The organism is Flavobacteriales bacterium (assembly GCA_016700415.1).
Taxonomy (GTDB): domain Bacteria; phylum Bacteroidota; class Bacteroidia; order Flavobacteriales_F; family PHOS-HE28; genus PHOS-HE28.
The window spans coordinates 44,943-69,041 of record CP065018.1 but is presented as its reverse complement, the minus strand read 5'-3'; the positions used below and the strand labels follow the sequence as shown (position 1 = coordinate 69,041).

Genomic DNA, 24,099 nt, shown 5'->3' with positions numbered 1-24,099 from the left:
CCCACGTTCCGCTAACCTTGGGCCATGGCTCTGATACTGGAACCCGGCCTCCTTTCGGAAACGATCGGTTCGCTTGCCGAGCTGGTGCGTGCCCTCGACCGGGAATCCCATCCCGCGGGTTACACCGATGCCTTGTTGCGGACGTCCATCCCACCCGAGGAACTGGTCTCGTTCAGCCAATGGAACAGCCGGCACTACACGCGGCAGTGCATCCACCGCACGCACGATTTTGAACTGATGCTGATCGGTTATGAACCGGGGCAAAGTACCAGCATCCATGACTATGACAGCCAAATGGCGTGGATCAAGCCTGTACTGGGGTCGGTGCGGGAAGAGCGCTTCAAGGCCAATGCCGACGGGAAGTTCAGGCTCCATGGGGAGAAGACCCTCGGCGTCGGCAGCCTATCCTACATGGCGGCCAAAAACTGTATCCACCGGCATTCCAACGCCGGAACGGGACGTGCGATCACTCTGAACCTCTACTCACAGCCCATCCGTCGCTGGCGGGTCTACGATGAACGGACCGGTCTGGCCTCGCTTTTGGGCACGGCCGAGGCCGATGGCGAATAACTTCGCCCGGACTTAGATGTCCCAAGGAGAATCCAATGTCGATCCGGTCCATTTGGAACGGGTGCGCGAGTTGCTGTTCAGCACCGCGGCGGAAGGGCTGGTGCTGGTGGACCGCACCGGGACCGTCCGCATGAACAACCCGCGCCTGCTGGAGATGTTCGGTTACGAGGAAGGGGATCTGCTCGGCCGTTCCATCGATCTGCTTCTGCCGAAGAGCTTCCGCACCGCGCACCTGGCACAACGGTCCAACTACAATGCCCGGCCCGCCAAACGCCACATGGGGCGAGGGCGTGAACTGAACGGGGTGCGCAAGGACGGCACCATCTTCCCCGTTGAAGTGGGCCTGAACCATTTTACGGTGGACAAGGAGCTGTACGTGATGGCCTTGGTGACGGACATCACCGAACGGAGGAAGGCGGAAGACGCGCTGCAGCGCAATACGGCGGAGCTCGAGAAGCGCGTGGAGGAACGCACGGCGGAACTTGCGAAGGGCGCGCGCGCGGTGGAACTTGCCTTGGAGCGGGAGAAGGAACTCAGCGCACTGAAATCACGCTTCGTCTCCATGGCCTCGCATGAATTCCGCACTCCGCTCAGCACCATCATGGGTTCGGCAGACCTGATCGCGCGCTACACCGAGGGACCGGGTAATGAGAAAGTCCACAAACACGTGCAGCGGATCCGTGCCAAGGTGCGCGACCTCACCGCCATCCTTAACGACTTCCTCTCTTTCGAGCGGATCGGCCAAGGTGACCTCCCCTCCGTGCCCGAAGACCTCGACATCGTACATCTGTGCATCGGCCTCATCGAGGAACTGCGCGGAATGACCAAGCCCGGACAGGCCTTGGAGTTTGACCACACAAGCGATGAGCGCACCGTGACCCTGGACCACAGCACGCTCGTGAACACCATCACCAACTTAGTGACGAACGCGATCAAGTACTCTCCCGAAGGGCGGCCTGTCATCCTGCGCACGTCGGTGGACAACGGCTGCCTGCGCGTCGCAGTGATCGACAAGGGAATGGGCATCCCGTCCGCTGACCAGGCCCATCTCTTCGAACCCTTCTTCCGCGCCCAGAACGTGCTCACCATCCAAGGCACCGGCCTCGGACTGAACTTAGTGAAGCGATACCTTGACCTGATGGGCGGCACCATCACCTTCACCAGTACGCCCGGGGAAGGATCCACGTTCAATGTGCGCATCCCAAAAATCAAACACGGAACATGAAGACCCTTTTGCTCATCGAGGACGACGCGGATGTGCGCGACAACACTGCCGAAATGCTCGAGCTCGCCCACTACCGCGTACTGAAAGCCGGGAACGGCAAGCAGGGCGTGGATATCGCCCGCAAGGAAATGCCCGACCTCATCCTGTGCGACATCATGATGCCCGAGCTGGACGGCTACGGTGTACTGCACATGCTGGGCCGCTCGCCGGACACCGCCGAGATCCCCTTCATCTTCCTCACCGCCAAGGCCGAGCGCGGCGACGTGCGGCGCGGCATGGAGCTCGGTGCCGACGACTACCTCACAAAGCCCTTCGAGGAAAGTGAGCTGCTGAACGCCATCGAGGGCCGGATCAAACGCAGTGACCTGTTCCGAAAAGGTTTCGACCGGACCCTCGACGGATTGAACGACTTCATGGATCAGGCGCGCGGCGTATCCGCCTTGGACGACATCAGCAAGGACCGGAAGACGCGCAACGTGGAGCGCAAGGGGATCCTCTTCCACGAAGGCGACGAAATGCGCACCGTGCCGTTCTTGGTCTCAGGCAAAGTGCGCACCTTCAAAGTGAACAACGACGGTAAAGAGTTCGTCACCGGCCTGCACGTGCCGGGCGACTTCATCGGCTACCTCGGCCTATTGGAAGGCGGCCATGCCACGGAGACCGCGGAGGCCCTGGAGGAAAGCGAAGTGGCCATGGTGCCACGCGAGGACCTGCTACGCCTGCTCTACCGCGACCGCGACGTGTCGATGCGCTTCATCCGCATGCTCACCCACGACGTGAACGAACGGCAGGAGCGCCTGCTGCAATTGGCCTACGCCAGCGTCCGCCAACGGGTGGCACAAGCGCTGTTGCAACTGCACGAACGCTTCAGCAAGGACCCGTCGGAAAACCTAGGCGTGCGCATCAGTCGCGACGACCTTGCCGCTATCGTGGGCACCGCCACCGAATCGCTCATCCGGTGCCTCACCGACCTGAAAGACGAAGGGCTGATCGAATCCCAGGGAAGGGACATCAAGATCGCGGACAAGCGCGGGTTGGCACGGTTAGCGAATATCTGAGCGCCGTTCCGTACAAGGCTCATCGCCGGTGTAGCATGGGCTTCTCTGGCACGGAAGGTCGCCCATCTTCCACCGGGACCGCATCAAGCCCATAGGCCTTGTGCCCATACACCACTTCTTTGCTGTTGGAGGCCAACAAGACCTTCAATGCACCCCACACCAACATGCTCAGGCCCGTGAACAAGCCGATACCGCTCACGGCAAAACCTGCGATGTAGGGCCATATCTTCTCCGTGATCGTTTGGAAGGGCAGATCGCTCATCACCGTGAACCAGCCCTTCACCAAACCCGCACCGATCAGGCAGATCCAGAAGGCGAGCAAGGAGCCATTGAAGATCCAAAAGCCTGCCCGCATCGATCCGGATGGCGCTCTTCCCGCAATGAAGAACACCGATGCGAAGAGGATGGTGGTGTTGATGCCGATGGTGCTGCCCATGGCGTGCGCAACGACGATGTGCGTACCATGCGCGAACAGGTTGATGGCGGGAATGGAGATGAGCAACGCGACCCCGAGGTTAAGGAAGACCCAGACTTCACCGGCGAAGAGGAAGCGTCCGAACAGGGTGGAACTGCCGCGCTTGCCATCTTCCACGGTGGTGCGCCATTGGTGGATCATACGCGCCAGAATGATCCACTCGGTCATGCTGATCGCATAGGCGAGCATGCGGATCCACAAGGCGGACGGCACGGGATAGATGTGGTGTGCCCAGCCGAACAGGAGGTTGGTGAAGCCGAGTCCGAACAAGAGATAGGCCGTCTTGGAGCGGGCGATGGCCATGTTTCCGGTGCTGCGTTCCATCACCACCATTGCAGTGCCGTAGACCAACATATTCCAAGATCCGGTGAGCGCACCATAGGCCTTCCACTGCACGGTGATCTCGCGTACCATATTGCCGGTGAAGTGCGGAAAGAGATAGAGGTTCGCCTCGGCATAGGTGATCAGGAAGAACACGATACCAGTGGCCCACATCCACAGGTAGGCCGGCCACGGACCTTTGTGCTTGTTCGCCGTGCGGAAGAAGTTGTAGATCAGCAAACCCCAGGACAAGGCGATCGGAATGCCCAGCACGGGCGGGAACTCCCAATACTCCCTTCCGCCGAAGCGGCCCATGAAATACGAGGCGATCACGGCGATGCCGGTCCCGATGAACACCGCCAAGTGCAACCAGGCCAGCCGCGTGGAGTGCAGGGGTGCGCCAACGATCCGAGGCAGGTAATGGTACACGCCGCCCACCGCAGTGAGGAAGATCCATGCGATCACCAGGGACACGTGCAAGGGCCGCGACTTCACGAAAGGAATAGCGTCCACCACATTGGGCACCACATGTTGCCACGATCCAATGACCCCGAAGAGCGCCCCGCACCACAAGGACAGCAGACCCGCGATCACAAAGCCCTTGGCAGGAGTCAGCTCACTTCGCATCGCCATGCATCTGTTGGTAGGTTCCCCACGGTGTGAGGTCCAGGTTCCGGATGGGATAGGTACCGGTGGCTGCAACGGCTTCAAGGAAGGCGACGAGATCGTCGGCCTGTTCCTTCGATACGCCCAACATGGGCATGCGTCCCGAACCGTGCAGGATAAAGGCACGCGCATACTCCGGACCCTTCCCTTGCGCTATGGCCACGTTGGTGAGGTCCGGCCCCATGTGGCCACCCAAGCCGTAGAATTGGTGGCAGGCCGTGCAGTTGAACTCCCGGTACAGGGCTTCGCCGCGTCGGGCCGAAGCGTTCAATTCCGCAGCAGGCGAAGATGCTTCCGTGGACACCGTATAGATAAGCCCGGATTGTAGGACGAATAGCCCGATCAAGATGAAATAGACCGTGCGACGCTGGCGTACACCAACCCCACTCGGCTCTAGCGACCCGTTCGGGACCATTTGCTTCTTGGACATGAATGCACGTACAAACGTACCGGACCGGTCCTTCCTTTTTATGACATAGGTCATATTTCAGGAGATGCCGCGCTATGCACTTCCGGCACCAACACATCGATATCCCTTCGACTGGCCCCCTCCTCTCGAAAGGCTCCTCTTGGATATACGCTCCTTCATCGTATCCACCGCTTAGGGCACCAGGAGCACTGAGGATCATGGAGCTGGTGAGGCCGCCGACGGCAAGGAATACAAGGTCACGCACAAGAGGAAGTGAATGCGGCGCTGGAACAATCGGCCAGAGAGCGTGCTCTTGGGCAGCGTTATGCACATCGTGCACAGCGGCCCGGACATCCGATACAGGGTTGGCAGGCGGCATAATTCGTTGCACAAGCAGCCTATCAAATCGTTTGAGCGTCTCATTACCACATGATGTCGATCAAGCACCAAACCATTTATCTGTTGCGCTATCTGCGCGTGTCCATTTCTGCGACCTTCTTGGCAGGATCGATCTCGGCTTGTTCGAGCATTGACCTGAACGCTCAAGACATTTCGTTCTTCCGATCATACGGCGCGAATTTTACCGAACAAGGCAATGCCGTAGCTGTCCGGAACGACCATGTGATCGCCACGGTCATGCAGCTCTCGAACCCCAATGCGGGCAGGATGGTCTATCCCGGGCTTTTGTTGACCAATGACGCCGGAGGGCTCATTTCGTGTAAGAAGTTCTCCGCGCTGAGCAGCACCAGTTTTCTGGAGCATGTTATGCCTAACGGCGATGGATACCTATTGGTCGGGATCACAAACTCGCACACTTGGATAAGCCAGACCGACCCGGCCGGAAATGTGCTTTGGAGCAAGTACCTGGAAGCGGGAAATGGGCTACGTACCACCGATGTGGTAGCCGTCGACGATGGGTATCTGTTCGCTGGCATAACCTATCCAAGTTCATCGGGGTATGCGGAGATCGCTTGCTTGAAGATCGATATGGGCGGCAACGTGGTTTGGTCCAAACAGATCAACACGGACAACTACCAACTTTCCACCATCAAGCTGATCACGCGGAACGGAGACCTGTACCTGGCCGGCACAGGCAAGCTGGAACCCAGCTTTACGGACGTCTTCCTGATGCGCCTCAACGCGGCTGCGGAACCGCTCTGGACCAAGCATTTCAACACGACCTACGATGATGAATTGGCTGCGTTCCTAATGGATGCCCAAGGCTCCTTGTACTTGATCGGACGCAACTACGATATCCAACGTGAATGGGACATTTTTCTGATCAAAACGGACCTGAACGGCGAGGTCCTTGCCACCCGGCATTTCGATAGCGGCAATGGCGCAGAAAAAGCACGATGTGCAACGCTCATCAATGATGGCACCTTGGCCATAAGCTATGACCACGGGTCCAGTGATGGGCGAAGCCCGGCCGTGGTGTCCCTGAACCTTTCGGACCTCACCATCAATTGGAACAAGACCTACGCCTATGAACCCCAATTCACGAACTACGTGCTGGATATTGTTGCTGCCTCGAACGGCGGCCTGATCATGGTCGGCGATATGCACGTGACCGGAAAAATGAGGGACACCTACCTCCTGCGCACCTTGCCGAACGGCGATGCCGGTTGCTTTACCTACGACCACAATTTATCCGTGGTGGACCAGACCTTCACGGAGACCTTGGTCAGTGACAGCAGCCAACCACTTGCAGTAACAGTAACGCCGATCGATGTGGTCGCGATCGATGCACCGGAGATCGTGCCATTTACCGCATGTGCCAACATTCCACCTTCATCGATCTTCCATGTGGTGCCCATGCCGGACAATGACTGCCTTAGCTCCTGCTATACCTTTCTCGACAGCTCGCGGCATGGCCCTACGGAGTGGGTGTGGCAATTCGAGAATGGCATTCCGGACAGCCACGTAGGTAGCACGCCTCCGGAAGTATGCTGGACGGAGAAAGGGTCCTATGCTGTCCAACTCACCGTAACCTCTCCTTCCGGCCAGCACACCTCGACCCAAGTAATGACCATTGCCCCGGATTGCCCTCCCATCATCCCGAACGTCTTCAGCCCGAACAATGACCGGGTCAACGATGGCTTTGTGATCCGCTCCCTACCCGCTGCATTCACATTGACCATCAAGGACCGTTGGGGCCAGGACATCTTCCAAAGCGGAAATGCTTCGGACATCTGGCGCGGGAAACATCAACAGAATGGCAACGATGTACCTGAAGGGGTTTACTACTACGCCCTTTTGGACCGGACCAGCTCGAAGCGGTATACCGGATATGTCCAGTTGCTACGTTGAAGGCTTATTCGTGCGACAGCATGGTCTGGATGAATCAGAACCAGCTCGCGGAACTTTTTGACACCTCGGATCAGAACATTTTCCAATTCATCGGAAGCATATTGGTTGACAAGGTGTTACTCGCATATCGAGTTGTAAAGGATTACTTTACAACTGCCGCAGGCGGCGAGGAAACGTTAAACTTGAAGGCCCTTTTAGATAGCCGGTATTGGTATGCCCGAACATCAGAACATAGAATTCAAGCAGAGCTGGCATGATGATTAGCTAATACCATTTCGTGATACAAATGCACCCGAAGATGCGTAGCTATTTTTTATCGAGGCGATACAAAATAGTGGTTGCATAGCCATAGCTATGGGACCACTGTTTTGGAGAAGCATCGGTGAAAAAGAGCAAGTAGATCGGGTGTATTTGTATTGCGAGATGGTATAAAATGGGTATGCGGTTTTGCGAATGCCCAAGGCGGGAGCATCTTCATCGGCAAGGACGACAAAGGCAAGGCCGTTCACGTGGAAAAGTGCGAGGACCTGATGGATGCCATTCCCAACAAGATCCGCAACCTCATGGGCATCACCACCGCGGTGAACATGCACCTTGCCGATGGCAAAAGCTTCATTGAGATCGTGGTGCCTCCCTATTCCGTTCCCATCTCTTTGCGTGGCCGCTATTATTACCGCAGCGGTAGCACCAAACAAGAGCTGACGGGTACCTCCTTGAACGAATTCCTCCTCGAACGCAGTGGTCGCACGTGGGATGATGTGGTGGAACCAAGAGCCTCATTTGACGACATCGACCCGAAGAGTATCGCGATCTATCTGAAAGCCGCCAAGAATGCTGGGCGGCTTCCGGAAGACCTCGATCTTGCGCTGCCCGAACTCCTGGAGAAACTCAGGCTCACCGTAGATGGGAAGCTGAAGCGGGCGGCCATCATCCTTTTTGGCAAGGACCCGGGCAAATTCTATCCCAACACCTTCGTCAAGGTGGGCCGCTTCGGGAAGGATGACGCGGACCTGAAATTCCAAGAAGTGGAAGAAGGCAACTTGATCACGCTCGTCCAAGCCGTGCAGGAACAGCTGAACCGGAAGTTCCTTGTCAAGGCGATCGACTTCGAGGGTATGCACCGCATCGAGAAAGGCCAATACCCGACCGCGGCCATTCGCGAGATGCTGTTGAACGCGCTCATTCACAGGAACTACATGGGCGCCCCCGTTCAGATCCGCGTCTACGACCAGAAGATGAGCATCTGGAACGAAGGCTTCCTGCCCAAGGGTTTGACCTTGGCCGCGCTGAAACGCTCGCATGCTTCAAGGCCTCGGAACCCCATTCTTGCCGATGTGGCTTTCAAAGGCGGATACATCGATGCATGGGGCCGTGGTACCATCAAGATCATAGACAGCTGCACAGCTGCCGAACTCCCCGACCCGGCTATGGCCGAACTGGACGGCGGCTTCCTGTTGACGATCACGCGCATTACGAGCATACAAGTAGCCGAACATGTAGCCTATCGCGTCATGAACGCACGGCAGCAGAAGGCGTTGAAGCACCTGAAGGAACATCGGTCTTTAACCAATGAAGAATACAGAGCGCTGTTCGATGTGTCGAGGCGGACAGCTTTACGAGATCTTGACGGGCTGGTCACCGCCGGTGAAGTGGAGCGGATGGGCGACTTGAAAGGCGCGCGTTACGTCCTCTTGAATGGCGCATAAGTGGCGCATAAATGGCGCATAAATGGCACGCAAGTGGCGGGTAAATCTCCAGCAACCAACAGGACAGGTTTGCACTAGCAGAGAAGGCGAGAGCGCACCAGTACAACCTGGTAGAAGGCTTGATCTTGGCAGCGTTGCAGCCATCAAGCACGGCAGGACCGAACAAGGAACCGAACTGTCTTGAGGGACCTCGATGGACTGGCATCCACGGGTGCGGTTCAACGGGAAGGCGATAAGAAGGGCTCACGCTACATACTGCCGAATGGCGGATATGTGGCGGATATATGGCGGATAGCCTTTGCCCAAGATGCAACAGGCTATGCCAGAGCTGGAACAACCGGAAAGAAGCCCTTGCTCTTGGGCAGCGTTATGCACATCGTTCGCAGCGGTACGGAGCTGCACTATATTTGAAGCATGCCGAGTTAGCACACCCAACCCCGGCCGAAGTAGACCTATTCACATATCAGTGGCATATCCCTCCTGAAGTGCTTTGAATCATTCAACGCGGCACATTATCATTCGCACAAAATGAATTCGACGATCCATTCTCATGAACGTTTGGAGGATAAATCTTAAGCCTAGTGCTGCGGCTGGAATTGACCCGAGACGGTTATGCCTTGATAAGGGGATTGTAGGCGTTGGGTGGCAAATTGATTGGCAGAGCGAACCAGTGCTATGGGAAGACTATGAGAGGAAGGCAATTGAAATCTATTACAATAATGGGGATAAAAGCTGGTGGCCGGCTCTAAATGCAATCTATAACCGTATTAAGACGGACGACTTAATTTGGACAAGAGATTGGCAAGGGATCTATTACGTTGGTCGTATAGAAAGCGATTGGCACTACGAAACGACTCCAGATTTCGCACAAGCTGACATTGTAAATGTTCGGAAATGCGATTGGCAGAAAATTGGCACTATTGAATCAGCTCCTGGCAAGCTTGTAAATAGCTTCATTCCTGCCAGGACTGTACAAGCAGTCAATGATGAAACCGTTCTACTGTTTTCGAAAATTCTTTATAACAAGAAAATCGGAACCACATTTTATGACATAGAATCTCTAACTGGAAAGGACATTTATTCTCTACTCTCTTCTTCTGATTGCGAGGATGCGATAGCCCTCTATCTGCAAGTAGAAAAGGGATACATGGTAATTCCCAGCTCATGCAAAAGTGATACGATGACGTATGAGTACGAACTAAAGCACAGGGAAACCGGAAGAAAGGCGGTCGTGCAGGTTAAAAATGGATATGTTGACCTATCCTCAGATGACTATAGTGGAATAGAATCCGAAATTTATCTATTTACGACAAAGGGAAATTACCGAGGCTTACCCAAGTCAAATATTCATTTTATTGACACGAAAACAATCACCGATTTCATGTATCAAAATCTATCCCTGCTGCCTGATAGAATGAAGCTCTGGGTTAGCTTAACGAAGGTATAAAAATCTTCAAATCCCCGCAGGGGCATCGCCTCGAGGTCCGATACATATCGGACCTGCGTCGGGACTTTCAGAGCAACCCCCTACATATAGATTACCTTCACTTCGATCGTCCGATCGCTTTTCAGGTCAAAGCTGGCTTTCGAGAAACTCGGCTTGTTCCGAAGTCCGATCGATGCGATGTTCGAAAAACCTATGCCTTCTTTGGGGAGAATGAAGCCTTTGTCGATCTCACCGTTCTTGTTCTCATCGTGTAGGATGTTCACGGCGTAGGTGCCCTGAGGGATGTTCTCAAACAGGACCGTAGAAGCTCCATCGATGATCTCTGCCTTCAACAGTTTGTAGTACTTCTCGAAGTGTTCATCCGGTATCGTCCCGTCCTTGTTGTACAACGCGAACTGGACTTCTCCGGTTGAATTGCGCAGCCCTTTCACCTCTACGGTCAAGGAATAGGATGCGTCATTCGGGGTCACGAATGCACTGAACAAGAACAGCAAGGCCAGCGAGCTATTGATCAACGCGCTCATATCACTTCGCGGTTCTTTTGGTCCACCGCTCCTTCACCGCATCCACGGCGTAGTACACCACCGGCACGAGAAACACGGTGAGGATCATGGAACTGGTGAGGCCGCCGATCAGTGCCCAGCCTAAGCCGTTCTTCCATTCGCTGGCGGTGCCGGTCGCGAGGGCTATGGGCAACATGCCGAAGACCATGGCGAAGGTGGTCATCATGATGGGCCGTAGGCGTGTGCGCCCTGCCTCTACTACGGCCTCGCTGAAGTGCTTTCCCTGCGCCTTCAATTGGCTGGCGCGGTCCACGATGAGGATGGCGTTCTTCGAGACCAGGCCCAGTAGCATGATCATGCCCAAGAGGGTGAACAAGCTGAGCGTGGACATGGAGAGGTTGAGCGCGAGGAAGGCGCCGATGATGGCCACCGGGATGCTGAAGAGCACCACGAAGGGGTAGAGGAAGCTGTCGTAGAGCGCGACCATGATGAGGTAGACGAGGATGAAGGAGATGAGCAAAGCCCCGCCCAGCGCGCCGAAGCTGTCGTTCTGCCGCTTGATGTCGCTGCCCCAGGCCATGTGGATGCCCGCCGGAAGGGGATGCTCTTTCACGTAGGCCACCATTTCGTCGGCCACGGTGCCACTGCCCCGGCCCAGCGCGTCGGCGGTGATCGTCACCGCGTTCTGGCGGTCCATGCGTTCCACCATGGCGTGCGGTTCTTGGCGCACCACCGAGGCGAATTGGTCCAGCCTAACGGATGAGCCGTCGGGCCGGATGAAGCGGATCTTGTCCACGTCCTGTTCATGGCGCCGGTCGAGGTCGTCCAGCCGGATGCGTATGGGGTACTCGGTGCCTTTTTCGAAGAGCTTGGCGTCATCGTTCCCGGCCAGTGCATTGCGCAGCGTGGCGCCCACCACGGCCACGTCCAGCCCGAGGTTGGCCATGCGGTCGCGGTCCAGTTCCACTTGTAGTTCGGGGCTTCCCGCTTCGATGCTCATGCGCACGTTGTTCGCTCCGGGGATGCCGATCAGCGTATCCTTCATGGCGTTCGCGGTGCGCATCAGCAGGTCTTGGTCCGCGCCGCTGAGGGTGATCTCCACCGGTGCGGTGCGCGGGATCAATCCGATGGCGGACATGGTGAAGTCGATCCCCGGGAAACTGTCCTGCAGCGCTTGGCGCACGTCCTGCATAAAGGCATCGGTGCGGATGCCGCCGCGCTCATCCTTCGGCAGCAGCGACACGGTGAGCTCGGTCTTGTTCTCCGCGCCAACACCCATACTTCCGATGCCGGTGCTGGGCCCGCCGACGTTGCTGAACACGGAGCTTACCACGGGTTCCGACAACAAGTAATTCTCCACCGCCAAGGCACGCAGGTTGTTTTCTTTCAACGCGGTGCTCTTATCGAATTCCAAGGCGAGCATGAACTTGCCCTGATCACCGGTGGCGATGAGTTCCTTGCCCATGATACCTTGCGTCATCATGATGCCGGTGGCCGCGAACAGCGCGAGGATGATGCCCATGAAAACGAGCTTGTGGCGCAGCACCCAGCGCAACGCGCCCTCGTACCAATCGCTCAGATCTTCCACGCCGCGCTCGAAACGGATCAGCATGCGTCCGTAGAGGTTGGTCGGCTTCAGCTCGCTCTTCTTGCCCATGCGCGATGCGAGCCATGGCGTAAGGGTGAAGCTCACGAAAAGGCTCATCAGTGTGCTCACCACCACCACCACGCTGAACTGTTTCAGCAGGTCGGCCACGAAGACCTGCACGAAGATGATCGGCAGGAAGACCACCACGTCCACCAAGGTGATGGAGAGCGCGCTGAAGCCGATCTCCGCGCGGCCCTCGATCGCAGCGGTGACCTTGTCGTGGCCTTTGTCCAAATAGCGTTGGATGTTTTCCAGGATCACGATCGAGTCGTCCACGAGGATGCCGATGATGAGCGACATGGCGAGCAGGGTCATCAGGTTCAGCGTGTAGCCGAAGAGGCCCATGGCGAGGAATGCGCTTACGAGCGAGGCCGGGATGGCCACCAGCACGATGAGCGAATTCCGCAGGCTGTGCAGGAAGATCAGCATGATGAAGGAGACCAGCAGCACGGCCAGTCCGAGGTCGAAAAGCACGCCGTTCACCGCTTCAATGGTGATGTCGCTGCTGTCGTCGGCGAGGACGAAACGCATGTCCGAAGCCTTCTGCTCCTGTTCGATCCGGGTGAATTCTTCCCGCAGGGCGGCACTCACTTCCACGGCATTCGCATCCCCTTGTTTTTTCACCAGCAGGCCGATGCCTTCCTCGCCGTTGTAGCGGTTCACCGATGTGATGTCGGCGATGCCGTCCACCACAGTGGCGACGTCTTTCACCCGCACCACGGTGCCCGGTGATGGCATGGCCACCACCACGTTCTCCAGTTCCTGCACGGTGTGGATCTTGCCTGCGAGTTTCACGGTGATCTTGTCGCGTTCCGTGCGCACGTTACCCGCGGGCACCTCTTTCCCGGCGCGCAGGATTGCTTCCGTTACGCGGGGAAGCGGCACGCGGTAGTGCATCAATTTGGCTTGGTCCACCTGCACTTGTACCTCGCGCTGCTCACCGCCCAGTAGCGTGATCTCCGCCACCCCTTTCAGCTGTTGGAAGCGCGGCAGCAGCTCGTCGTGCATCATCTGGTAGAACTGCGGAGCGGGCAAATTGCTCAACGCGGTGACGCTCATGATCGGCAGGTCGTTGGGCGACACCTTGGTCATCACCGGTGGTTGCATGCCGTCCGGCAGGTCCTTGCGGATGTTGTCGATCTGGCGCTGTGCGTCCTGCATCGCCAGATCGAGGTTCGCGCCGTACTTGAAGTTGACGATGATGATGGACGCGTTCGCCAGCGAGCGGCTGGAGATGAAGTCCACGTGTTCCAACGAGCTCAGCGCATCTTCCACCGGACGTGTCACCGTGTTGGCCACTTCTTCCGGCGCGGCGCCGGGGTACATGGTGCGCACGGTGATCACCGGCTGATTGAAGTCCGGCATCAGCTCCACGCCTAAACCTTTGAAAGCCACCACGCCGCCGAGCAGCAATACACCGAAGATGACGATGATCAGCGAGGGGCGCTTGATGGCGAGTTCGGTGATGCTCATGGTGCCGGGTTTGTTTCCGTTTGTTCGTTTTGATCAGCGGAATTTCACGGGTGCTCCGTCGGCGAGGCTGATGAATCCGCTGGTGACAACGGTCTCACCAGGAGCGAGGCCTTGGGAGACGGCCACCAGGCCTTCGTCGCGACCGGCCGTTACAATACGTTTCCGCTTGGCGATGCCGTTCTCCACCACGTACACTTCGGGATCCAGCGAAGAGCCGATGATGGCCGTGGACGGGATGGTCGGCCACGCCTTCGCATCCGTGGGTATGGAGCGCACGGTGGCTGCCATGCCCGGTTTCACGCCGTAGTCCGCATCGGATTTTAGGGTGATCCGCACCGGAAAATTGTGCGCCATGTCACCGCGATTGCCCACGCTTTCCACGGTGCCGGGCACTTGCGCCTCGCCGCTTTCCGGCATCACCATTACGGTCTGTCCCTTGCGGAATGCGGTAAGCTCGGGGCCGGGTACCGATACCACCAGTTCCAAGGCGCGGTCGTTGGTGAGCATGGCCACCGGCATCGAGGGGTTCAACACCGTGCCCACCTCCACGCCGAGCTGCGTGACGAAGCCGCTGAACGGTGCAGTGATGGTGGTGCGCTGCACCTGTTCCTTCAGCGTACTGAGCTGGATCCGCGCACCGCGCAAAGCCAGTTCGGTTTTCTCCAACTGCACGCCCTGCACGGCATCCGCGCCAGTGAGGATGCTGTAGCGCTGCTGATCTTTCTCCAAGCCTTCCACCTGCACTTCGGCAGCCTGCATCTGCAAGCGCAGCAGGTCGCCGTCCAGCTTCACCATCACCTGGCCTTTCTCCACCCATTGCCCTTCCGCGACCGCCACGGCCACCACGCGGCCGGGGACCTCCGCCATCACCTTGCCTTCCAACAAAGAGCTGATGGTGCCGGTGTAGCGCACGCCCTCGGTGAAGGCCTGTTGCCGCACGGTGTCAACCGTGACATTCACCGCCGCGTTGCGGTCGTGCCGGTAGACGCGCTCCTCCTGAATGCTCTTGTTGCTGGCGAGTTTCCAGATGGTCAAGGCGAGAAGAACGATGAGGACGATCCAGATGATGTTGCGTTTCATGGTCTGATCATTTCAAGAGACCGCCGTTGAGGCGTTCCAGTTCGAGTTGTGCTTTCCGTAGGTCCACCAAGGCGTCTAAGTAGTTCTGCTGTGCTTGGCGATGGGATTGGTCTACCATCACCAGATCGGAGACAGCGGCCAAGCCCTGCTGATGCAGTGCGACGGTATTGCTCCGGATCCGGCCCGCGAGTTCGAGCTGTGCCACGGCGTTCACCACCGTCCCTTGTGCCACGGTGAACTGCCGCTCCGCCGTCCGCCGTTCCATGCCTTCGCGGTCCTGCAATGCGGCGCGTTGTTCTTCGGCCTTCTCCAGTTCGTAGCGTTCCGCCTTGATGCGGTGCTGCACGATGGTGCCTTGGAAAAGCGGCACCTGCAATTGAAGCCCGAGGAAGCTCATGGGATAGAAGTCGAACTGATCGTCCGCGCCGACGGGCCCGAAGCCCGTGGTGCCATAGAAGCCTTGTCCGCTCAGGCTCGGATAGCGCGCCTGCTTCATCAGGCTCAGCTTCGCGGAACGCAGGTGCAAGGCTTGGTCTGCAAGGCGCATCGCCGTTGTGGTGCCCGATCCGGCCACGGGTTCTACCGTGACCGGCTCCACGGGGGCAACGGCTACGGGAGCATCCGTAGGCATACCCATGAAGATCCGAAGGACATCGAGCACTTGTTCGCGCTGCGACCGCACTTGCTCGCGCTGTGTTTTCAGTTGATCGCGCTGTAGCTTCATCCGGTCCACGTCCGTACCGCGCGCCAGGGCCTGCTCGTGCAGAAGGCTTAGCGAACGCACCAGTTCCTCGGCGTTCACAAGGTTGCTGTCCACGAAGGCCAAGCGGCTCTGGATGATCTGCGCGTTGTAGTACACAGCGCTCACTTCCAGCACCACGTCCTCGCGTGTGCGTTCGCCTTGAATGCCCGCCATGGCAGCGGCTTCCTTGTTCACCCGGATGGCGCCGATGGCGGTCGGGTCATAGAGCGGGACTTGCAATGCGAGGTTGGCCGTTACGTTCTGCGGTGTGCCGAATTGGATCGCGCGGTACACATCGGAAGGTCCGCCGAAAACGGTCGCCGGCATCAGTTGGTATGGCAGGTCGACGTAGTACTTGTAATCCGCCCCGGCACGCAACTTCGGGATCATCCCGCCGCGTGCTTCGCGGAGCCGTTCGTCGGCGATGCGCTCATCGGTATCGGCGATCTTGATGCGGTGTTCATGCACCAGCGCGGAGTCGATGCATTGCTGCAGGGACATCACTTGTGCATGCACCGGAGCAAGGCTGAACAACAACGCGGCCACGAGCGGCCAACGCAGGAGCGCAAGTGCTGCGGTGATGATCGTGAGTTTGTGGTTCATGATCGTCCAGTGGTCGTGTGATGCTGTTGCTGTTGCGCACGGCCGACCCAGACAGCCGTTGCGTAGAAAGCGAGCGTGAGCACTGTGCGGAAGACCAATGCGCTGATGGTATGTGATTCGTGGATGCCGCCTTGGTACACATGCCAGGCAAAGGCCATGGATGCCGTGATCAGGACCACGCTGGCCATCCACAGGGGATAGCGCGCCCAGAGCCGGTGCGCGAGAAGGCCGATCGCCGCAACGATGTAGAGGACCGACGCGAAGAAATTCGCCAGCACCACGATCTGCACATAGTTGCCCTCCTTCTCCCGCATGCCGAAGAGATCGAACAGGACCGAGGTGCTCAGGAACAACGTGACACCGCCGAATAGCAGCAGCACCGCGATCAATGCCCACCGTACCCGATTTGTATTTCGTGTATTCTTCATCTTGCAGCTATTAAGGTGAGTACGGTGTTGATCAACTTGTTGCCGACCTTTTTCACATCGGTGTTTTTGCCCGTCATGCGCCATTGCAACATGTGCAGCCGGAAGGTGCCCATCACGATCTGCACCAGCATGTCGGTGGGGATCACCCGGGTGAAGGTGCCCGCTTTCTGGCCAGCGCTTACGACCGCTCGCAGATGATGTCGCATCACCTCCATCAAGTTCTTGATCGCGGTATCGATCACCGGTGATGGCTCCATGAAGTTGGTGGCGAAAATGGCCATCAGGTATTCCGGGTGCGCCTTGAAGTAGGTGAAGTGGCTGTCGAACATGGCGCGCAAACGCATGTCCGGCTTTTCCTCCTGTGCGGTCACCGCCTCCATGCGTTCCTGCACCGATGCGGTGAGCAGTTCCAGCATCTTCACCAGGATGTCCTCTTTGCTGGCGAAGTGCCGATAAAGTGCGGCTTCGCTGAAGTGCATGCGCTCTGCCAGGCGCTTGGTGGTGAGCTTGGCATAGCCGTCCTCACTGATCAACTGGCCGGCTGCGGCGATGATCTCCAATTGCCTAGGGGTGATGTCCGTTCTCATTGTTCAATGTTTCCCGTTGTCCGTTGATCGGTAGTGGACCTGTCCAGCCGTTCGTTCTCCAAGTCGAACGAGCCCCGTAGGACCGCATGAAGGATCGCGACCGGCAGGCAAAGCACACCGCCTATCAACATCCCCAGCTCAAAGAACAGGGAACTGTCCTTGAAGGGCTTTCCCTTGAGCCGGGACTGGAAGGCACTGTAGGGTATGCCGTACATGTTCCCGGCGATCATCACTTGGGCCGCAGCGAGCATGATGCGCGCTTTCTTTTCCCCGTATTCCCTCACGATCGCTTCATAGGCGTACTCCTTCGGAAAGCCCCGTGAGTCCGCAAAATGCTGGGCGAACACGATGGCCTTTGCTTCCTCGGGCTTGATGAAGCCATCCGCTCCGCTTAGGAAGCTGCTGATCTCCGCACCGCTCATCCCTTGGCGCAGGGCCCTCTTGGCATGCTCATAGGAACACGCTGCACAACCGTTCACCTCGGTCACGGCCAATTGTATCCGCCGCACGAGATCGGGGTCCACCAACTTGCTCTTGTTGTTCCCGACCATGCACATGATCGCGCTTGGCACGCATACGAAAGAGCGGTACATCTCCAAGAAACTGAACTTGCGCTTGTACTCCGCTCTGAAGCGTATCGACCCGGGTATCACTTCCTCCGGTGTCGGCTTCCGCTGTTCGCTTGTATTGTGCGCATCCATGGGTTGGACGGAAGCCTTCAACAGGGATCCCTCCTGCACAGGAACGGTACCGGATAACAGGGCACTTGTCCCTTCCTGGTCCATGATCGTTTCTTTATCGTCCGGCATCATCAGGGCCACTTACAATGCTTGAAATGATCCCCTTCCGGTCCGTGAACTCAGCCTTCAGCACACCTGCCAAATGGACCACGATGAACCCCAGTAGGTAGTAGATGCTCAGCACATGCACCTGCTCCAGCGGCTCCTTCCATCCCTTCGGCCCCCAGACGATCAGCAGCCCGGTGACCAATGAGACGACCACAAAGGCGTAGAAAATGAGGTAGGTCCACTTCCTGAACTTCGCCGTTGTGGACAAGCCTTTGCCCAGCGGGTTCTGGAACTTCATTCGCCCGAAGGCGGGAAGCATGAAGCGGAGCGCGAACAAGCCCGTGAGCGCATAGCCCGTGTAGATGTGCCAGTCCCACATCGGCTGCCTGATCTTCTTGGCCATGGCGATGGCCTGGTCTTGGGAGAGCTGTTGCCCCGTAACGGCCAGCTGGTCCTGGATGATGGCCGCCACGTTGTACTTGTTCATCCATGTCAACCGCAGGAAGATCGTGATCAGCAACAGCATGAATGAAACCGCGATGGCCCAGTGGACGATCCGGTAGATGGCGGGATAGCTTCTCTTTTCCATGGTGGGCCGGCCTTTTTACGCCGCTTCCTTCGCTGTGAGCTTCATGGTGTAGAACGAGATGCCAAGCCAGATCACGGAAGAGGTCATGGCGATGGCCCCGACCAGAACAAGTGCCGGCGGTACGCCTAAATAGACCTCGGCCAGTATGCCGATGGGCATTAGCAGACCGGCCATGGCCAACCAGGAGATCGCTTTGGAATTGTTCAATTTTCCGTGGAAGTGCAGAAGCAGATAGCCGATGATCACGTTCAGTACGGCGAAGAGGTTGCCATGCACGTGCGCCAAGCGCGATTCAAAGTGCTTGCCCGTGGAGTAGGTGTCCACCCATGCCTGCTTATCCGGAGCGAAATCGCGCAGGTAGATCAATAGGAAGCCATAGAGCATGAATCCGCCCATGATGAGGAAGCCGATCGCAATGTTGTTCTTGCCGTTCATGATGCTGTTCTTTTCTTTCGGGGACGAAGTTAGTGATTACTAACATGCGCAAACGGTGATAGTTGTCACTTACCGCTACATGCGGCATGGGCCAAGGGGTTCAAGGCAGGGTCAGACCTCAGAACTGCGCAGGCCCTCCACCTCGGGACCCTGCGCACCCGGACCGGCCTGCAGGGTCCTCGCCGAAAGCGCTGGAGTCCGTGCAGAGGTTGAAGGAACTGACTCCTATCAGGGCATTGGCCCCGGAAAAGGCCTACCTTACATGCCAACCACAGACCCATGCGCATTTCAACAGGCTATCTTTTCGTAATGCTGCTGGCTTCCTGCGGAGGGGGCAGCACAACGCCGACCCTTCCCCCTGCGGCGGGCAGTACTGCGGACCAACTGGAGATCGACAAAGCATTGCGGGTTCAGGCATTGAACTACTTCCAGCCCCTGCCGGAGGTGGTGGTGCATCCGGCCGTGCCGGATACGCCGGAGAAGGTCGCTCTTGGTGCTAAGCTCTTCATGGACCCACAACTCTCCTCGGACGGTACTATCAGTTGCAACTCTTGCCACCAGCTGGACAAGTATGGCGTGGACGGCACGCCCACTTCCACGGGAGTGCGCGGTCAATTAGGTACGCGCAATTCACCCACGGTATACAATGCCGCGCTGCACAACATGCAGTTCTGGGACGGGCGTGCTGTCGACGTGGAAGAGCAGGCCGGTATGCCGGTGATGAACCCCGTGGAAATGGGGATCCCATCGGAAGGTACCTTGGTGAAGAAGCTGAAGCGGATAGCGGACTATTCACCTTTATTCAGCACAGCCTTCCCAGCCGATAAGGACCCACTTACATATGCCAACATCCGCGAGGCCATCGGTGCCTTCGAACGAACGTTGCTGACCCCTTCCCGTTTCGATGACTTCCTGAAGGGCGATGCCACAGCGCTTACCCCTAGTGAGAGTGCTGGCCTGCTCACCTTCATGGAGGTGGGATGCACCACTTGCCATACGGGTGCGGCCATGGGCGGTACCATGCTGCAGAAGTTCGGCGTGCATGCCGATTTCCGTCCACTTACGGGGAGCAGTCCTGACGATCAGGGTCGGAAGGATGTGACCGGTGCTGAGGGCGACAGGGACCTATTCAAGGTGCCTGGCCTACGGAATATCACGAAGACAGCACCCTATTTCCACGATGGCCGGGTGGCGGAACTGGACAAGGCTATCCGCATCATGGGTACAGTACAGCTGGGCAAGGAGCTTAGCGATCAGCAGGTAACGGACCTGAAGGCCTTCCTCGAAGTGCTTACAGGTGTGGTCCCCGCCACCGCCAAGGTCAGTGCGGCCACCCCGTGAAGAGCCCCCATGTATCGGTGCTCCTGCGTGCGAGCCTGGTCCTCATTTCCCATTCACACCGTGACCCCAACGCGGATCTAACAAAACCCAGTACCATTTCTCATTACAGTTGCACCCGATTTTTGGGGCTGCTATACTGCTTCGATGTTCGCTTTCCATCTCCCGTCCGAACATTCTGGTTCCAGCAATGATCAGCTGATCCTGTCCAAATTGAATGGCCCCGCTCAACATTGGAGCCACCTCGAATGCCGCTCCCGGCTTCGGACTGAATTGTACTACGAAATGGCATAAAAGACCCCGCCTGACGCGGTCGCGTCGGGCGGGGTCTTTGTGTACCGGAGATCAATTCCCCGGTGGGGTCGCGCTACTCCTCAGTGGAAGTAGTTCCCATAGGTCTTCAAGTAGTCACCGAGTTGCGAAAGCTCCGCGGCCGATGGCTCCGGGCTAAGCTTGTCCAGCGTCTTGTGGATCGGGATGAGGTAGTTGTGCAGTTGCTCGTGCGACTCGCCGGTCATGGTGCATTTGGCGAAGATCTCCTTGAACTCCGCCTCCAGCTCCTCCTTCAACATGGCACCCTTGCCGCTGGCCGGGTCATAGGCCTCTACCAGATCCAACATGGCATTCACCCCGTCGGTGGTCTCGATGTTGGCTTCCCAGGTCTTGCCGTTGTCCAATTGCACCGCGTTGCCCTCGTCGCCGGCGTGGTCATCATGCTCCGGGCTTTCCACCGCGGTGGTATCGTTGTCATGACCCTCGTGGGTCGTGTCGGAACTGCCGCAGGCCGTGGCCAGCAGGGCTGCGAGGAAGAAGGGGATGATCGGTGTGGTCTTCATGGGCTCAAGAGTTGTATTGATCAGTTGCTTGGATTTGAACGTCGGATGTAGTACCGTGCGGCCGCATAGAGCAGCACGGTGACAAAGATGCGGAATGACAGCGCGCCGATCGTGCGTTGCTCATACGCGCCGCCACCACTTACATGGAAGTAAAAGCCGATCGCGGCGACCAGCATCAGCACCACGGCGATGGCAAGTACGGCCGGCGTCCATCCCTTGCGGGAGATCAATCCGTATGCCGCGATCAGGTAGAGGAAGGCTACGAAGAAGTTCATCCACAGCACCACCGGAACGGTATGACCTGCGGCCTCCTGCGCTCCCCCAAGGTTGAACAACAACGAGCTACTGGCCGCCAAGGTGATGAGCCCGAAAAGACCCATCACCCCCGCGGTGATCAGGGATCCGCGCGGAGAGGAGAGTTGCTTTTTCATGGGTCGTTCCAAAAGTGGCCAACAAGGTGGTCCGGGAAGCTGACCATTGTCAGAAACAAAACGCTGTCCGGCTGAATGGTTCACGGGAGCAAGTCACACTCAAGACCTCCTTCCGCTCAGGGTCTTCCGCCGTACGACGGAAGGCCCTGTGTGAGATATTGTCTGGAACTACGCGCCGACGACCTCTGCCTCCTTGTTGTTGAAGCGCTCGACCCCATTGTAGGTCACCTCCCATGTGACGGGCAAGGCCCTCTTGATCATGGCGCTCACCCCGCACAGCTCATTCTGGGAGCGGTCCACCACGCGAAGGGCTTCTTCCTCATGTGCCGCTTCACCGTGCATTTCATAGATCACGTGGACGCTGGAATACTGGATGGGGTGTGATTTGGTGATCTCCCCGGAAACGCGGACCTCGAAACGATCGAGCGGCTTTTCCGCCCTGCGCAGCAGCGCTACCACGTCCATGCCGGTGCAGCCCGCCAGCGCGGTGAGCATGAAGGGCTTCGGGATCGGCCCTTGGTCCTCCCCGCCTGCGCGCTCGGGACCGTCCATGATCACCGTGTGGCCGCCCACCAGTGCATTGAACTGCATCTTTCCCATCCATACCGCATCCACGTCGTGTGTCATCGTCTTTGAATTATGCCGCCCGGAACATCCGATCGGCGATGCGCAAAGGTCTTGCCTCCGCACCTTCCGGGATGTGAGCAATGTCACCATGGGTACATTGCACCCGCGTTTGTTGCACCACCTTAGAACACCCTTCATACATGCGTCCACTTTTCCTCACATCCGTTGCCGTGCTTTCCATTTCCAGTGCCTTCGCCCAGCAGCCGTTGGCCATTCCGCCAGCGCTGGACGAGGACACTTTCCACCTGAACGTGGGCCAGCACACGCACCAGTTCTATCCCGGCATGAATACCACCACACTGGGCGTGAACGGCGACTATCTCGGCCCTACATTGATCTTCCATCGAGGGGATACGGCAAGGCTGCGCGTCCACAACGGGCTCACGCAGGTCACCACCATGCACTGGCACGGTATGCACGTGAGCGGCGACATGGACGGTGGTCCGCAACGCACCATCGACCCCGGCATGGACTGGGACGTGAAGTACGACGTGGTAAACCCGGCGGGAACGTACTGGTACCATCCGCACCCGCACATGCTCACCGGAACGCAGGCCACGCGCGGGATCGCCGGTTTGATCATCGTGCAGGACGATGAGGAATCCGCGCTGGACCTGCCCCGCACCTACGGCGTTGACGACATTCCCGTGGTGTTGCAGGACCGTCGTTTCTTGGCCAGCGGCGAATTCGTCGTTGGACCTTACGGTGATTCAGTGCTGGTGAACGGAACGCCGCACCCTTACCTCGACCTGCCCGCACAAATGGTGCGGCTGCGGCTGTTGAACGGATCCAACTCGCGTGTTTATCGTGTCGGGCTGCAGGACAGTAGCATGTTCACCATGATCGCCGGTGACGGTGGGCTGTTGAACGCTCCGGTACCGCTACAACGCCTGGACCTCAGCAACGGTGAACGCGCCGAAGTACTTCTGGACCTTACCGGAATGGAGGGCGACAGCCTGTTGCTGATGAGCTTCGGCAGCGAGCTTCCCGTCACCGTGCCCGGCAGCGCCAATATCCTCTGGGAGACCAGTGCGCTCAACGGCATCGACTTCCCCTTGCTTCGCATCCGCGTGCAGGCGCCCACCACAAACCCGGTCACGAGCATCCCCGCCGTGCTGGGCAGTGCAACGCCTATACCCGAGGCACAAGCCGTGCGCACCCGCGTGAAAACGATCACCGGAAACGGCATGGTGGGCATGGGCATGTTCCTGATCAACGGCCAGGTCTTCAACATCAACGTGGTGAACGACACGGTGCAACTGGACGCCACGGAGATCTGGACCTACGTCAACAACTCCAACATGGCGCATCCCATGCACGTCCACGGCGTCTCGTTTTTCGTGCTGGACCGGAATGGTGTTGCGGTGGCACCCGAAGAGGCCGGAGCGAAGGACGTGGTGCTGGTGGACAGGTTCGAAACGGTGCGCACGATCATGCGCTTCGAGCACCTGAGCAATGGCTACCCCTACATGTACCACTGCCACAACCTGATGCACGAGGACAACATGATGATGCTGCAGTTCATCGTGACGGACCCGAACATGGGGATCACAGAGGCAACGGCTTCCGCACACGTGCGCATGTTCCCGAACCCCACATCCTCCACCGTAACCTACGAGGCACCGTTCGCCGTGCGGTCCACTACCATCATGGATCTCACGGGGCGTGTCCTTCAACGTGCTCCGGGAAGCGGAAATACAGAGGGCAGCATCGCCATGGGATCATTCCCGGCGGGGCTGTACACCATCGTGCTGGATGGGCCCGGATCATCGGCACGGGTCCGTGTGGTGCGGGAATAAGGCCG

General features: G+C 58.0%; 22 protein-coding genes. 8 read left to right on the top strand and 14 right to left on the bottom strand.

Annotation, left to right across the window (positions count from 1 at the left end; genetic code table 11):
- Positions 1-24 precede the first annotated feature (24 nt).
- The 3 genes from IPP95_00295 to IPP95_00285 are packed head-to-tail and all read left to right on the top strand — an operon-like array spanning position 25 to position 2,853.
- Positions 25-570 carry a cysteine dioxygenase family protein gene (locus IPP95_00295; GenBank protein ID QQS72712.1) on the top strand — a complete coding sequence of 182 codons (546 nt, stop codon included), beginning with the start codon at positions 25-27 and terminating at the stop codon, positions 568-570.
- A gap of 16 nt (positions 571-586) precedes the next feature.
- Positions 587-1,795: a PAS domain S-box protein gene (locus IPP95_00290; protein ID QQS72711.1), complete on the top strand. Its 1,209-nt coding sequence runs from the start codon at positions 587-589 to the stop codon at positions 1,793-1,795.
- Positions 1,792-2,853, top strand: coding sequence for a response regulator (locus tag IPP95_00285; protein QQS72710.1), 1,062 nt, complete (start codon positions 1,792-1,794; stop codon positions 2,851-2,853). Before IPP95_00290 ends, IPP95_00285 begins: the two co-directional genes overlap by 4 nt.
- 19 nt (positions 2,854-2,872) lie before the next feature.
- Here IPP95_00285 and IPP95_00280 read toward each other — a convergent pair whose 3' ends face one another.
- Complete coding sequence (locus IPP95_00280) at positions 2,873-4,282, bottom strand: cbb3-type cytochrome c oxidase subunit I (GenBank protein QQS72709.1); 1,410 nt, start codon at positions 4,280-4,282, stop codon at positions 2,873-2,875.
- Positions 4,266-4,745: a cytochrome c gene (locus IPP95_00275; GenBank protein ID QQS72708.1), complete on the bottom strand. Its 480-nt coding sequence runs from the start codon at positions 4,743-4,745 to the stop codon at positions 4,266-4,268. The genes IPP95_00280 and IPP95_00275 overlap by 17 nt, the downstream gene beginning before the upstream one ends.
- 408 nt (positions 4,746-5,153) lie before the next feature.
- Here IPP95_00275 and IPP95_00270 point away from each other — a divergent pair, with 408 nt between their 5' ends.
- The 3 genes from IPP95_00270 to IPP95_00260 all read left to right on the top strand — a co-directional run bounded on the left by IPP95_00270 (position 5,154) and on the right by IPP95_00260 (position 10,187).
- On the top strand, positions 5,154-7,034 hold the full coding sequence (locus IPP95_00270) for a gliding motility-associated C-terminal domain-containing protein (protein ID QQS72707.1): 1,881 nt from the start codon (positions 5,154-5,156) through the stop codon (positions 7,032-7,034).
- A 416-nt stretch (positions 7,035-7,450) separates the two neighbouring features.
- Positions 7,451-8,740 carry a putative DNA binding domain-containing protein gene (locus tag IPP95_00265; GenBank protein QQS72706.1) on the top strand — a complete coding sequence of 430 codons (1,290 nt, stop codon included), beginning with the start codon at positions 7,451-7,453 and terminating at the stop codon, positions 8,738-8,740.
- A gap of 550 nt (positions 8,741-9,290) precedes the next feature.
- Positions 9,291-10,187, top strand: a complete 897-nt coding sequence (locus IPP95_00260) for a hypothetical protein (protein ID QQS72705.1) — start codon at positions 9,291-9,293, stop codon at positions 10,185-10,187.
- Between the two features lie 80 nt (positions 10,188-10,267).
- Here IPP95_00260 and IPP95_00255 read toward each other — a convergent pair whose 3' ends face one another.
- From IPP95_00255 to IPP95_00215, 9 genes are all read right to left on the bottom strand, one after another.
- The gene (locus tag IPP95_00255) at positions 10,268-10,711 is read right to left on the bottom strand and encodes a DUF2141 domain-containing protein (protein ID QQS72704.1); all 444 of its coding nucleotides are present in this window, start codon (positions 10,709-10,711) and stop codon (positions 10,268-10,270) included.
- Position 10,712: 1 nt separating this feature from the next.
- Entirely contained in the window at positions 10,713-13,811 is a 3,099-nt protein-coding gene (locus tag IPP95_00250) for an efflux RND transporter permease subunit (GenBank protein QQS72703.1), read from the bottom strand.
- Positions 13,812-13,844: 33 nt separating this feature from the next.
- Positions 13,845-14,891: an efflux RND transporter periplasmic adaptor subunit gene (locus IPP95_00245; GenBank protein ID QQS72702.1), complete on the bottom strand. Its 1,047-nt coding sequence runs from the start codon at positions 14,889-14,891 to the stop codon at positions 13,845-13,847.
- Positions 14,892-14,898: 7 nt separating this feature from the next.
- Positions 14,899-16,236 (bottom strand): TolC family protein, encoded by a 1,338-nt coding sequence (locus tag IPP95_00240; protein QQS72701.1) that lies wholly within the window; start codon positions 16,234-16,236, stop codon positions 14,899-14,901.
- Positions 16,233-16,664 carry a hypothetical protein gene (locus IPP95_00235; protein QQS72700.1) on the bottom strand — a complete coding sequence of 144 codons (432 nt, stop codon included), beginning with the start codon at positions 16,662-16,664 and terminating at the stop codon, positions 16,233-16,235. Before IPP95_00235 ends, IPP95_00240 begins: the two co-directional genes overlap by 4 nt.
- On the bottom strand, positions 16,661-17,251 hold the full coding sequence (locus IPP95_00230) for a TetR/AcrR family transcriptional regulator (GenBank protein ID QQS72699.1): 591 nt from the start codon (positions 17,249-17,251) through the stop codon (positions 16,661-16,663). The genes IPP95_00235 and IPP95_00230 overlap by 4 nt, the downstream gene beginning before the upstream one ends.
- Positions 17,248-17,952, bottom strand: coding sequence for a carboxymuconolactone decarboxylase family protein (locus tag IPP95_00225; protein ID QQS74153.1), 705 nt, complete (start codon positions 17,950-17,952; stop codon positions 17,248-17,250). The genes IPP95_00230 and IPP95_00225 overlap by 4 nt, the downstream gene beginning before the upstream one ends.
- A 94-nt stretch (positions 17,953-18,046) precedes the next feature.
- The gene (locus tag IPP95_00220) at positions 18,047-18,628 is read right to left on the bottom strand and encodes a cytochrome b/b6 domain-containing protein (protein QQS72698.1); all 582 of its coding nucleotides are present in this window, start codon (positions 18,626-18,628) and stop codon (positions 18,047-18,049) included.
- Positions 18,629-18,643: 15 nt separating this feature from the next.
- Positions 18,644-19,063, bottom strand: coding sequence for a hypothetical protein (locus IPP95_00215; GenBank protein ID QQS72697.1), 420 nt, complete (start codon positions 19,061-19,063; stop codon positions 18,644-18,646).
- A 279-nt stretch (positions 19,064-19,342) separates the two neighbouring features.
- On the opposite strand from IPP95_00215, the gene IPP95_00210 reads away from it, so the two are divergent.
- Positions 19,343-20,404 carry a cytochrome-c peroxidase gene (locus IPP95_00210; GenBank protein ID QQS72696.1) on the top strand — a complete coding sequence of 354 codons (1,062 nt, stop codon included), beginning with the start codon at positions 19,343-19,345 and terminating at the stop codon, positions 20,402-20,404.
- A gap of 371 nt (positions 20,405-20,775) precedes the next feature.
- Here the strand turns inward: IPP95_00210 and IPP95_00205 are convergent, their stop codons facing one another.
- From IPP95_00205 to IPP95_00195, 3 genes are all read right to left on the bottom strand, one after another.
- Complete coding sequence (locus tag IPP95_00205; protein ID QQS72695.1) at positions 20,776-21,237, bottom strand: hypothetical protein; 462 nt, start codon at positions 21,235-21,237, stop codon at positions 20,776-20,778.
- A gap of 20 nt (positions 21,238-21,257) precedes the next feature.
- A complete protein-coding gene (locus IPP95_00200; GenBank protein QQS72694.1) occupies positions 21,258-21,668 on the bottom strand; it encodes a hypothetical protein in 411 nt (136 codons plus the stop codon).
- A gap of 168 nt (positions 21,669-21,836) precedes the next feature.
- Positions 21,837-22,295, bottom strand: coding sequence for an OsmC family protein (locus tag IPP95_00195; GenBank protein ID QQS72693.1), 459 nt, complete (start codon positions 22,293-22,295; stop codon positions 21,837-21,839).
- Positions 22,296-22,435: 140 nt separating this feature from the next.
- Here IPP95_00195 and IPP95_00190 point away from each other — a divergent pair, with 140 nt between their 5' ends.
- A complete protein-coding gene (locus tag IPP95_00190; GenBank protein ID QQS72692.1) occupies positions 22,436-24,094 on the top strand; it encodes a multicopper oxidase domain-containing protein in 1,659 nt (552 codons plus the stop codon).
- Positions 24,095-24,099: the final 5 nt, after the last annotated feature.